Source organism: Agarivorans sp. QJM3NY_25 (assembly GCF_050870875.2).
Lineage (GTDB): Bacteria > Pseudomonadota > Gammaproteobacteria > Enterobacterales > Celerinatantimonadaceae > Agarivorans.
The window spans coordinates 2,261,259-2,273,616 of the sequence record NZ_CP194041.2 but is presented as its reverse complement, the minus strand read 5'-3'; the positions used below and the strand labels follow the sequence as shown (position 1 = coordinate 2,273,616).

Sequence of the window (12,358 nt, the reverse complement as noted above, 5' to 3'; positions counted from 1 at the left end):
ATAATACATTATTTGTTCAGTTCTAATTTTCAGTAGCACGACCCGGTATTTTCGTTCAAATTTTATGCACTAAAAGTGGGATTATACGCCCTGCAATGGCGCGTAAGCGAGTCTATCCGACTCACTATGCAAACCAGTGGCTATCCGAATAAAACCAGTGTTCATGCGGCTTAGCATTAACAATAACCAACAAACTGTCCAATTGGTCAATCTATTGCATAACACCTAATTAAGGTAAGGGTTTTGCATCACAATAGACAACTTGATGCCCCTTTGAATCAATTAACGAGGTAGTTAGCAATGAGTGTACTAATTAAGGGTGGCAAAGTGGTCAACGCTGACCAAAGCATCTTTGCCGACGTTTACTGTGAAGGCGGTTTAATCAAAGCCATCGGCCAAGATCTAGATGTTCCCAGTGACGCTGAAGTGATTGATGCCAGCGGTAAGCTGGTAATGCCCGGCGGTATTGACCCCCATACCCACATGCAATTACCTTTTATGGGATCCGTCGCCAGCGAAGATTTCTATAGTGGCACCGCCGCAGGACTGGCCGGTGGTACCACCATGATTATCGATTTTGTGATCCCCAACCCCCAGCAACCACTGATGGAAGCCTACCAAACCTGGAAGGACTGGGCGGCTCGCTCAGTTTGCGATTATTCCTTTCATGTCGCCATTACCTGGTGGGACGACAGCGTTTATCAAGATATGGGCACACTCGTGAACCAAGAAGGGGTAAACAGTTTCAAGCATTTCATGGCCTATAAAAATGCCATCATGGCCGAAGATGAAACGCTGGTAAATAGCTTCAATCGCTGTTTAGAATTAGGCGCAATGCCAACGGTACACGCCGAAAATGGCGAGTTGGTCGATCACCTGCAAAAGAAATTACTCAAAGCCGGCTTAACTGGCCCCGAAGCGCATCCCCTATCGCGCCCTACCGAGGTGGAAGGCGAAGCCGCCAACCGCGCAATTCGGATTGCGCAATCGCTCGGTGTGCCACTCTATTTAGTGCATGTCTCTTGTAAAGAAGCGGTGGATGAAATCGCTCGGGCGCGCCATGAAGGCCAACGAGTTTACGGTGAATGTTTAGCTGGTCATCTTGAGTTGGACGACAGTGTCTATCGACAAAGTGACTGGGCCAGTGCCGCTGCGCATGTAATGAGCCCGCCGTTCAGACCGAAAGGACATCAGGAAGTTCTATGGAAGGCGCTACAAGGCGGCACCCTGCAAACCACCGCCACTGATCACTGCTGCTTCTGCGCTGACCAAAAAGCGAATGGGAAAGACGATTTCACTATAATCCCCAATGGCACTGCTGGCGTCGAAGATCGAATGATGGTGCTGTGGGATTCTGGAGTGAATAAAGGTCGTTTAAGCGAGAGCGAGTTTGTGGCAGTGACGTCCACCAACAGTGCCAAAATATTCAATCTTTACCCTCAGAAAGGCTGTATTGCTGTGGGTTCTGATGCCGATATCGTGATTTGGGATCCAACAAAAACACATACCCTTTCGGCCAAAACCCATCATCAAAAAATAGATTTTAATATTTTCGAAGGCCGAACAGTACAAGGTGCTCCGCACATCACCATCAGCCAAGGCAATGTCGTCTTTAAAAACGGTCAGTTAAACGTGGTTGAAGGTGCCGGACGTTACATTAAACGTCCAGCCTTTCCCTCGATTTTCGAAGCGGTTCAAAAATATAACCAAAGCCATGCACCTGTTGGAATAGAACGATAACGCTGCCGCCTCAAATGAGCCGCCCAAAAACAATAAAAATATGAGAGAGAGACTATGTTAGCAGTAGCACAACAGACCACTGAACAAACCACTGCCGATAAAGCGCCGAGTCATCGTTCGATGATTGCCATTGAAGACTTGTCTTTGGTGTTTAATACCAACGATGGACCGGTCAATGCCTTGTCGAATATCCAGCTCAATATTAACGAAGGGGATTTTGTTTCATTTATCGGCCCCTCAGGTTGCGGTAAAACCACCTTGTTACGAGTGATCGCCGATTTAGAGCAGGCCACAGCAGGGAAAATAAAGGTTGATGGAACTTCACCCAGAGACGCTCGCTTAAATCGACTTTATGGCTATGTGTTTCAGGCCCCAGGTTTATTACCCTGGCGTACCATTCAACAAAACTGCGCACTGCCGATGGAAATCTCCGGACAAACTGGCACCCATCAACAAAAGCAAATCGATAAGTATTTGAAGATGGTAGGCCTACAAGACTTCCATAATAAATTTCCCTGGCAGTTATCTGGCGGTATGCAACAGCGTGCCTCCATTGCTCGGGCGCTGTGCCTCAATCCCGACCTGTTGTTGATGGACGAGCCCTTTGGCGCTTTGGATGAAATTACCCGTGACCATATGAACATAGAACTATTGAGAATTTGGCAAGAGACTCAAAAAACCGTGGTCTTTGTGACGCACTCCATTGCCGAAGCAGTACTGTTGTCGACCCATATTGTGGTGATGTCACCGCGCCCTGGACGGATCGTGAAAGTCATCGAAAGCCCCTTACCTCGTTTGAAAACCTTAGCACTGCGAGATGAAGCGGCTTTTCATGAACTGGCCGCGGAAATTCGTACCGCACTGGCCACCGATCATGCCATTGACTAAGCACAGCAAAGAGTAAACTATGCAAAGCACTACGAAGGACCGTCAGTGGCTGTCTTTAGCCAGCTTAATCATCGCGCTACTCGCCATTTGGTATTTAGCCGCATTGATCATGAATGGCAACCAACTGATCCATAACCTTGAACGTAAGAAACAAGACTGGAGCTATAGCCAGGTCATTAGCCAAGCGTATCAAGTTAAAAGGCCGATGTTACCAGCCCCCCATCAGGTGGCTTTAGAACTTAAAAAATCGGTCTTTGATACCTCGGTAACTTCTAAGCGTTCCTTGGTATTTCACAGCATCATTACCCTTAACTCAACCCTTTTAGGCTTCGTTTTTGGCTCCTTATTAGGCATGCTAATTGCCATCGGTATTGTGCATAACAAAACCTTAGAAGCGAGCTTAATGCCCTGGGTGATCGCCTCACAAACCATTCCCATTTTGGCCATCGCGCCAATCATTGTGGTGGTACTCGGCGCACTCAATATTACGGGCGTGGTCCCCAAGGCGGTGATCTCGATGTATTTGTCGTTCTTCCCGGTGACCATCGGTATGGTTAAAGGTTTACGCGCCTCCGACACCATTCACGAAGAATTAATGTATACCTATAGTGCCAGCACCCTGCAAGTATTCTGGAAACTACGCTGGTACTCTGCCCAACCCTACCTGTTTGCCAGTTTAAAAGTTGCGATTGCCGCAGCCTTAGTTGGCGCCATTGTTGCCGAGCTGCCAACCGGGGCTCAAGGTGGCTTAGGTTCTCGCTTACTCAGTGGCTCCTATTATGGACAAACCCAGCAAATTTGGGCTGCATTAATCATGGCTGCACTGCTTGGCTCACTCTTAGTATGGCTTGTCGGTTTGGCTGAAAAGGCGCTATTAAAACGACGCGGGGGATTGAGCAATGCTTAACTATTTTTCTAATGCCTTATATCTTGGCTTGCTGCTACTGCAACTGGCTTTGACGATGAAAGTGGAAGCAGGCTTTTACCAACGAGCACCAAGCTTGATTATCCTTTTATTGTTAGCGACTTACGCCACTGCGGCGCTGTTAAGTCAGCTCACTCATTTGAGTACTTCACGCCCGGCATTTGCTCGCTATATTAAACCACTAATCCCTAGCTTATTTGCCTTTATGCTGATCCTTGCTTGGCAAAGCATCGTCACTGGTTACGCTATCTCTGCAGTGTTATTACCCGCCCCTTCTAAAATTTTCACAGCATTAATCAATAATCTGCCGATGTTATGGGGAGACTTTAAGCAGACTTACTTAAAAGCAGTTCTCGCGGGTTATTTGCTAGGTTGCGCCTCGGGTTTTGTGGTCGCGCAATGGGCGGTAAAAAGTGCGTTTTTACGTAATGGTTTGGTGCCATTGGGTAATTTTATGTCGGCCATTCCGATTGTGGGGATCGCGCCGATTATGGTGATGTGGTTTGGCTTCGATTGGCAATCCAAGGCCGCAGTGATCGTGGTCATGACTTTCTTCCCCATGTTTATTAATACTCTAACCGGCCTACAGGCAACAGATGCGATCCACAGAGATTTGATGCATACCTATGCCGCCAGTAAAACCCAAATCTTCATCAAAAGTCAGCTGCCGCAAGCACTGCCTTTTATATTTAACGCCTTAAAACTCAACTCAACGTTGGCCTTAATTGGCGCTATTGTGGCCGAGTTTTTTGGTACCCCGATTGTTGGCATGGGATTTCGAATTTCAACCGAGGTTGGCCGAATGAACATGGACATGGTATGGGCCACGATTGTGGTAGCAGCAATTGCCGGCTCTTTAAGTTACGGGGCTTTAGCCTTGTTAGAAAAATCACTGCTATTTTGGCACCCCTCGTTTCGAGGTGGGAATAAACACTAGGGACATCAGACCCCTAGGCAATTACTTCAAACACTTGTAGCAATAAAGGGAATTAACTATGAATCGATCTCTGATTTCACTAGCATCTGGCGTCGCTTTAATGGCCGCTAGCCTCAGCGCAAGCGCAGCTGAAAAACTAACCTTACAACTAAAATGGGTCACTCAAGCCCAATTTGCCGGTTACTACGTCGCGCTCAATAAAGGTTTTTACAAAGACCAAGGGATCGATTTAACCATTAAGCCTGGTGGACCCGATATTGCGCCAGCCCAAGTACTGGCAGGCGGCGGTGCCGATGTAATTGTAGACTGGATGCCTTCTGCACTTGCTACCCGAGAAAAAGGCCTGCCACTGGTCAATATTGGTCAAATCTACGGTAAGTCAGGCATGATGCTCACTTGCCTTAAGTCGAGTGGCATTAGCAGCCCGGCAGATTTTAAAGGTAAAACCTTAGGGGTTTGGTTCTTCGGCAACGAATACCCTTTCCTAAGTTGGATGTCTAAACTCGGTTACGCCACCACCGGCGGCAAAGATGGCGTGACAGTATTGAAACAAGGCTTTAATGTTGATCCGATCTTCCAAGGTCAAGCCGATTGTGTCTCCACCATGACCTACAACGAATACGGTCAAGTGCTTGATGGCGGTTTAAGCAACGACGAACTAGTGCTATTCAAGTATGAAGATGAAGGCGTTGCAACGCTAGAGGATGGCCTGTACGTTCTAGAAGACAGTCTAAAAGACAGTAAAAAAGTCACTACCTATGCCAAATTCCTCAAAGCATCGATTGAAGGCTGGGAATGGGCAGCAGCACATCCCAAAGAAGCGGCTCTCATTGTATTAGACTACGATGATACTGGCGCGCAAACTGAAGCACATCAAATTCGCATGGCCACTGAGGTTGCAAAATTGTTAAGTAATAGCGATAAAGGCATTGGTTACCTCGAACCCGCAGCCTTTGACCGTACCGTTAAAATCTTACTCGATAGTGATTCAACACCGGTTATCACCAAAATGCCCGAAGGTGCCTACACCCATAAAGTATTTGACGAAGCCGCTAAACTGTAATTATTTAGTTATGATCATTTGATATAAAAAAGAGCTGCCAATGGTAGCTCTTTTTATTTGAACTGCGGTCAGCACCTCCCGATAAGTTCAACCAACAGAAAGCTCAACCAAATAAAAGAATATTCTATTTTTCACAAGGGTATCCGCCATGTCCATTAAACATAAGTTTTATATCGGTAGCGCTATTTTGCTGATTGCATCATTACTTTTGTTATTTACTATCGTGCAAACCGTCGTTATACCAGTCATTAAGAACCAAGCCGTAACCACGGCGACATTCCAAGCCAAGGTCATCGGCAAAGCGATTGCCGAAGATCTCAGCGAAAACGCCGTTCTTACCCGAAACTTAGCCGCTCTAGCGGGGGGCCTTCCACTAGAGAAAGCGACATTTATTACCCACATTGAACCACTCATTAAGAGCGGTGAAGGCGTTGTGGGCGGTGGCATTTGGCCTGAACCCAATAAATTTAACCCAGATAGCCAAAAGGCTTCGTTATTTTGGGCCAAAACAGGGCCAAACCAGCTCTCCCTCCTAGATGACTATAATAAGCCAAATAGCAGTCCATACCAGCAGGAGTCATGGTACACCAATGCCAAACAAGCCACACAAGGGCAATGTGTTTGGTCTGAAGTGTATGTTGATCCAGTATCCAATGAGTCAATGGTCACCTGTTCGGTCAAGATTCAACGTGATGGCCAATTTTGGGGGGTGGCTACCATCGATGTGGAATTAGCTAATATTGAACAAAGCTTAATCACTGAAAACAATGAAACCGGAACCTACAGTCTAATTGTCGATCAAACTGGGCAAATTGTTTCACTGCCCTTATTACGTAAGCAAAATATTACGATGCTCAGCTTAAATGATTTAAGCCAGCAAGACGCTTCTCTAGCCCCTTTAGCGGCGGCTCTGCAAGCGAACAATAAGGATATGGTTGAGTTTAAACAAGGCGTGGTTCGTAATGACGCATCGATGCTAGTGCGCTTTACCCTACCCGATCAAGGCTGGACTGCGGCGGTAATCTTACCCGCTCAAGTGGCACTAAAAGATATGCGCTCATTAACCACCACCCTCTATCTTGCCTTTGCAGGCTTGATCCTTGTGTTTATTGTTGCCTTACTGGTGTCAGCTAAGCGCTTAATTACCAACATTAATTTAACCACCAACCAAGTTCGCTCATTAATTCAAGGTCGGCTCGATACAAAACTCAAGATCAACGGCAAAGATGAGATGAGTGAGTTAGCGCAAGCGATTAATGACTACGGCGATCATTTACTCGGCATCCTCAAACGTGTGAAGCAAGAAGCCGAAAACGTAAAGAATAATGCAAGCTCAATGGATGGCCTGAGCGAGGCAAGCCAACAGCGAGCGCAACAACTAATGGATGAAAATAATACTCTTGCTACAGCGATTAATGAGATGTCTGCAACGGCCTCATCGGTATCACAGGATGTAGCGTCAGTGGCGGAGATCACCACCGACTCTTCCGACCGAGTGAATCAAGGCTTTACCGTAATCGAGCAAAACTCAGAATCCATTTCCTTACTATTTGATAAATTGGCGGAATCGGTCACTGTTATAGAGAAACTTTCACAAGACTCGCAGTCGGTCAGTAAGGTATTGGATGTCATCATGAGTATTTCTGAGCAAACCAATTTGCTAGCACTGAATGCCGCGATTGAGGCGGCTCGCGCTGGTGATTCTGGACGTGGTTTTGCCGTGGTTGCCGATGAAGTACGAACTCTCGCCCAAAAAACCCAGCAATCAGCAGGCGAAATAGAAACCATGATCAATCAACTGCAACAAGCCTCACAACAAGGCGTTACGGTGATAGAAGAATGTCGCGGGTACTCTGAAACGGTGAATCAACGCTCTACCACCACCCGTAGCCAATACGAGCAAATTGTCAGCGCCTTTAATGATATTAAAGAGCGCGCCAACAACATTGCCGTGGCCACCAACGAGCAATCGAAGGTCACTGATAACGTAGAGATGCTTGCAGAACGGATCCGCGAAATCTCAAATCAAAATGTTAGTGATGCCGACGAATTTAGGCAGGTGAGTAGCGAAGCGACACGACAAGCACAACGTCTTTATGAACTGAGTCGCCAATAGCAAGACTCTGACCATTGCCTATGAGGTACCAGAGATAATGCTTGTGCGAACGAGAGTGACCGCGAGAATCAAACTCGCAGATACAAGCTAGTAGCCTTGAGTTGCGGTACCAATCAATACCGCGACACCAAGCTCGAGAGTCGTTACCTAAAAAAAGCCAGCGAAAACTGGCTCTTTTTTATCAAGAAGCATTCCCCCTAACGAAGGCTACTGAATGCTGCTAAGCCAAGCGTCCGACTTAAACCACTTGTCATAAATCCGCTGGTAAGAACCATCTTTTTTAATTTGAACAAGATAATTATTTAAGAAATTCAGAAAATGGTAGTCATGTTTACGAATTGCCCAACCCAAGGGTTCATAGGTGAAGGAACTATCTAAGTGATAAACCTTATCTTGGTGTTGCGAAGCGTATAGAGCGTTGTAAGGTAAGTCGTATACAAACGCATCCGCTTTGCCATTACTCACCTGCAACACGGCATCCGCCGAAGTTTCAAACAAATCAATATTGGCTTTTGGTAGGTACTTCTTCGCCGCAATCGCACCGGTAGTGCCGACTTGTGAAACCACTGTGTATTTCGGATCATTTAAATCACGATAACTTTTCACGCTATCTTTCAACTTTGGTGATAACAAGACTGTTTGACCAATTTCAATGTAGGTATTGGAAAACATCACCTTGAGATTACGTTCAGGAGTGATGGCAATGCCGCCAATAATGATGTCACACTTGCCCGTTTGCAGCGCTGGAATAATACCATCCCATGCGGTATTTACGGGGACAAAATTTACTTTCATAGCACGCGCCATGAGCTTGGCAATATCAATATCAAAACCGATATAACGGCCATCTTTACTCTTCATCTCGAAGGGAATATAGCCTGCTTCAAAGCAGACCTTTAACTCGCCGTTGGACAGAATAGTTTCAATGGTAGGCTCCGCAGCAGAGGCTGTGGTATGCATCAGTGACAAACTTGCAAAGGCAATGCCCGCAAATGTGTTTTTAACAAAGGGATTCATGTATATCCTTGAACTAAATGGTGTTGTTTGCATTGATAAATTATTTATTTTCTAATTCGGTTGCTGTCGCAGCCAGTGCTTGTTTTAGATCAGCCAGCAGATCGTCGGTATCTTCAATCCCGACAGAAATGCGGACTAATCCTTCAGAAATACCCAGCGCTTGACGCTCCTCTAAAGTATTTTCTACATGACTTGTGGTACGTGCCGGCCCATAAATTGTCTCTACAGCGCCCAAATTTCCAGCGCAGTGGGCATACTTCAACTTTGGTAATAGTAGCTTCACGGCATCCATTCCACCTTTCAGCACAAAACTCACTATTGCCCCAAAACCCCGCATCTGTTGCTTGGCGATTAGGTGGTTTGGATGTTGCTCAAGACCAGGATAATTGACCGATTCAACCAAGGCTTGTGTCAGCAAAAAATCTGCCATGGCTTTAGCACTCGCCTGTTGCTGGCGAAAACGTAAGGCTAGTGTTTTGATCCCACGAATAATCAAATACGCAGCAAAGGGATCGAGCGCAGCACCATTAATCTCACGATAATGTCGCACTTGCTCCATCAAGACCTTAGAACCACAGGCAATTCCGCCCATCACATCACCATGACCACTCAAATATTTGGTCGCACTATGTACCACCACATCAACCCCCAGAGAGAGCGGATTTTGGTTGATGGGCGTCGCGAAGGTATTATCGGCCACCACTAAGGCACCAACTTTTTTAGCTGCGGCAACTAAACGTTTAATATCCAATATTTTTAAACTTGGATTGGTGGGTGTTTCTAAATACAAGAGATCACAACCTTGAGCAATCTGAGCTTCAATTTGCTGATGATCCAAAGTGTCACACAGGCACACATCAACGCCCATACGCGGCAAAAATTCTTCAAAAATTTTATTAGTCCCGCCATAACTGTCTTTAGTCGATACAACCCGCTTTCCATGACTCAAAAACGTATACAGCACACTGCTGATCACCCCCATGCCACTGCTAAATGCCACCGCCGCTTCAGCCTGCTCTAAAACACTAAGCTTCGCTTCCAAAACCGCAACCGTTGGATTACTCATACGACTGTAGATAAAACCCGGTTGTTGACCTAGTGCCACCTCATACCATTGATCAATATCAGAATAGGCATGCGCCGCACTGGCCACGATGGGCGTTTGCGTCGCGCCATAGGGGTGACCCGATTGCTCACCAGCCCATACACTTAGGGTTGCAGAGCCCACACCGATTAAGCTCTTATCTACTTTAGCTTGTTCCATTTATTCGCCTTCAATTAAACAATGACAATAGCGCATCGTCGGGATTATGACGCCAATTCAGGCAAAAGCGAAGTTGCATATACGCCGACAGCCGAGGAAAAGCGCCCTTTATTATTCAGGCAAGCCTAAATGAGCCTAGAGAGAAAGTCATCCCCTTCATTTGACAAATATTTTACAAAAATCACAATCACTCTAATAACATCATTGAAAGCACGGTTTAAGCCATCAAAACACATGCTTCGAGAGATAAAAAAGCACCCTGAACACCAGCAAAAAGCCCCGCATCAGTTTTGCGGCAGAAACCAAGGCCAGTATAAAGTTATGGACTGACATGTATTTGTAAACTAAGTGGATTAAGGTGTTTAAAACCGTTCGTAACTGCAGCGGTCGTGAGCTTTTGTCTAAAAATACAAGCACACCTAACAAACAACAATAGAGTAAGGATCCAACTTGATGTCAAACGCATTAACTAAAGGACTAGTGGCTAGCGCAATTTTAGCTTCACTAGCAGGATGTAATAATAGTGATAATGACGCCGCTATCGCAAAGGCAAACAGCTGCGCTGAAGCAGGCGATGCTTGTACCCGATTTACCATTTTGCATACCAATGACCATCACGGCCGTTTTTGGAAAAACAGTAAAAATGAATACGGAATGGCAGCACGTAAAACCTTGGTGGATCAGATCCGTGCCGAAGTAGAAGCAAATGGCGGAGAGACACTGTTGCTATCTGGAGGAGACATTAACACTGGCGTCCCCGAATCAGATTTACAAGATGCTGTACCTGATTTCATCGGGATGAATCAAATTGGCTATGACGCGATGGCAGTCGGTAACCACGAGTTCGATAATCCTTTGGAGATCCTCGATTCACAACGCTCCATCGCCAACTTTCCAATGCTCGCCGCTAACATCTATAAAGCCGATGGGACTCGTTATTTTGACCCCTACAAGATTTTCGATGTAAACGGTCTTAAAGTCGCAGTGATTGGATTAACCACTGAAGACACAGTAAAAATTGGCAATCCTGAGTTTATTTCAGAACTCACATTTACCGATCCTAAAGTAGAAGCAGCCAAGGTCATTAAAGAAATTCAAGCGGCAAAAACCGCTGATGTCATTTTGGCATCAACTCATATGGGCCACTACGCAAGAAGCCTTCACGGCAGCAACGCCCCGGGAGATGTAACGCTTGCTAACTATCTAGAAACCGGTGCGTTACAAGCCATTATTGGTGGTCACTCACAAAATCCGGTGTGTATGGAAGGCAGTGCTTACGCCGACTTCAAGCCCGGAGACGACTGTGTGCCCGATAAACAAAACGGCACCTACATCATGCAAGCCTATGAATGGGGCAAGTACGTCGGTCGCGCCGACTTTGAATACTTTAATCATGAACTGCATTTATCTAGCTACAAATTAATCCCAGTGAACCTATTGAAAAAAGAAACTGATGCACAAGGTAACGAAACCGGAGCCGAAGTACTTGCGGGAGAAAAAATCGAGCCCGATGCGGCCTTAGAGCAACTTCTGTCTTACTACCAAGAGCAAGGACAAGAAAAACTTGGGGAAGTGATCGCCACAAGTGATGGCTTACTCGATGGCGAACGCAGCAACGTGCGTTATAAACAAACTAACTTAGGCCGCCTAGTTGCCGAAGCTCAACGTAGTAAAGTTGTCGCAGATATTGGCGTAATGAATTCTGGTGGTGTTCGAGCCTCCATTGCGGCAGGTGAAATAAGTTATCGCGACGTGCTTACCGTGCAACCCTTCGGTAATACCGTAACGCTCAGTACCATGACCGGTCAACAAATCACTGACTACTTAGGCCCAGTCGCTAGCATCCAAATCGGCTCTGGTGGTTATGCTCAAATCACAGGCGTTAAAATGAGTGTTGATTGCACGGCTCAAACCGTAAACATTAATGAGATTAACGGTAAAACATTCAGTGCAAGCGATAGCTACACCTTAACCGTGCCGAGTTTCAGCGCCGCTGGCGGTGATGGTTACCCAGTGATAGAACCACAGCAAACCGGTTATGTTGACGCCGATGTGTTATACGATTTCTTCAAAAAACAGGGCAGTATTGTCGCCTCAGACTACAATCCGGTGGGTGATATTGTTTATACCAATTCAGACAGTAGCGATGGTTGTTTAATTACCCCTTAGCTAAGTCTGATTTAAAAAGGTAGCTATTCAAGCTACCTTTTTATTTGAATTTAAATCCTTTGACCACTGCAGCCTAAATAACCTTCAAAACATACCCACCGGTAAACTTTTTAATTTCAATATATCTTGCATCATTTATACGTCTACATGGAATGCCAACCTCTAAATCACCTACATTCTGATTAAAGCCACATTCACTCTGTGGTTTTTTATGACATGTACAACATTCCCTGGACTAA

General features: G+C 45.9%; 9 protein-coding genes. 7 read left to right on the top strand and 2 right to left on the bottom strand.

The genetic code is table 11. From position 1 onward, the window contains the following. Positions 1-300 precede the first annotated feature (300 nt). The 6 genes from hydA (at position 301) to ACRRSW_RS10455 (ending at position 7,669) form a co-directional block, all read left to right on the top strand. A complete protein-coding gene (hydA, locus tag ACRRSW_RS10480) occupies positions 301-1,740 on the top strand; it encodes a dihydropyrimidinase (RefSeq protein ID WP_432459315.1) in 1,440 nt (479 codons plus the stop codon). Between the two features lie 54 nt (positions 1,741-1,794). Then, positions 1,795-2,628 (top strand): ABC transporter ATP-binding protein, encoded by an 834-nt coding sequence (locus ACRRSW_RS10475; RefSeq protein WP_432453277.1) that lies wholly within the window; start codon positions 1,795-1,797, stop codon positions 2,626-2,628. A gap of 19 nt (positions 2,629-2,647) precedes the next feature. Next, positions 2,648-3,535: an ABC transporter permease gene (locus tag ACRRSW_RS10470; protein WP_432453278.1), complete on the top strand. Its 888-nt coding sequence runs from the start codon at positions 2,648-2,650 to the stop codon at positions 3,533-3,535. Beyond that, a complete protein-coding gene (locus ACRRSW_RS10465; protein WP_432459314.1) occupies positions 3,528-4,490 on the top strand; it encodes an ABC transporter permease in 963 nt (320 codons plus the stop codon). The genes ACRRSW_RS10470 and ACRRSW_RS10465 overlap by 8 nt, the downstream gene beginning before the upstream one ends. Positions 4,491-4,548: 58 nt before the next feature. Next, positions 4,549-5,553: an ABC transporter substrate-binding protein gene (locus tag ACRRSW_RS10460; RefSeq protein WP_432459313.1), complete on the top strand. Its 1,005-nt coding sequence runs from the start codon at positions 4,549-4,551 to the stop codon at positions 5,551-5,553. 148 nt (positions 5,554-5,701) lie between these two features. After that, positions 5,702-7,669: a methyl-accepting chemotaxis protein gene (locus ACRRSW_RS10455; protein WP_432459312.1), complete on the top strand. Its 1,968-nt coding sequence runs from the start codon at positions 5,702-5,704 to the stop codon at positions 7,667-7,669. Between the two features lie 207 nt (positions 7,670-7,876). Here the strand turns inward: ACRRSW_RS10455 and ACRRSW_RS10450 are convergent, their stop codons facing one another. Both ACRRSW_RS10450 and ACRRSW_RS10445 read right to left on the bottom strand, forming a co-directional pair. Continuing rightward, positions 7,877-8,686, bottom strand: a complete 810-nt coding sequence (locus tag ACRRSW_RS10450; RefSeq protein ID WP_432453282.1) for a transporter substrate-binding domain-containing protein — start codon at positions 8,684-8,686, stop codon at positions 7,877-7,879. A 40-nt stretch (positions 8,687-8,726) separates the two neighbouring features. Further along, positions 8,727-9,950 carry a cystathionine gamma-synthase family protein gene (locus tag ACRRSW_RS10445; RefSeq protein ID WP_432453283.1) on the bottom strand — a complete coding sequence of 408 codons (1,224 nt, stop codon included), beginning with the start codon at positions 9,948-9,950 and terminating at the stop codon, positions 8,727-8,729. 453 nt (positions 9,951-10,403) lie between these two features. Here ACRRSW_RS10445 and ushA point away from each other — a divergent pair, with 453 nt between their 5' ends. Then, positions 10,404-12,119: a bifunctional UDP-sugar hydrolase/5'-nucleotidase UshA gene (gene ushA / locus ACRRSW_RS10440; RefSeq protein ID WP_432459311.1), complete on the top strand. Its 1,716-nt coding sequence runs from the start codon at positions 10,404-10,406 to the stop codon at positions 12,117-12,119. Positions 12,120-12,358 lie beyond the last annotated feature (239 nt).

Coding starts and splice junctions, on each gene's coding strand:
- ACRRSW_RS10465 (WP_432459314.1), top strand. CDS start 3,528: ATGCTTAACTATTTTTCTAATGCCTTATATCTTGGCTTGCTGCTACTG.
- ACRRSW_RS10445 (WP_432453283.1), bottom strand. CDS start 9,950: ATGGAACAAGCTAAAGTAGATAAGAGCTTAATCGGTGTGGGCTCTGCA.
- ACRRSW_RS10470 (WP_432453278.1), top strand. CDS start 2,648: ATGCAAAGCACTACGAAGGACCGTCAGTGGCTGTCTTTAGCCAGCTTA.
- ushA (WP_432459311.1), top strand. CDS start 10,404: ATGTCAAACGCATTAACTAAAGGACTAGTGGCTAGCGCAATTTTAGCT.
- ACRRSW_RS10450 (WP_432453282.1), bottom strand. CDS start 8,686: ATGAATCCCTTTGTTAAAAACACATTTGCGGGCATTGCCTTTGCAAGT.
- ACRRSW_RS10475 (WP_432453277.1), top strand. CDS start 1,795: ATGTTAGCAGTAGCACAACAGACCACTGAACAAACCACTGCCGATAAA.
- hydA (WP_432459315.1), top strand. CDS start 301: ATGAGTGTACTAATTAAGGGTGGCAAAGTGGTCAACGCTGACCAAAGC.
- ACRRSW_RS10460 (WP_432459313.1), top strand. CDS start 4,549: ATGAATCGATCTCTGATTTCACTAGCATCTGGCGTCGCTTTAATGGCC.
- ACRRSW_RS10455 (WP_432459312.1), top strand. CDS start 5,702: ATGTCCATTAAACATAAGTTTTATATCGGTAGCGCTATTTTGCTGATT.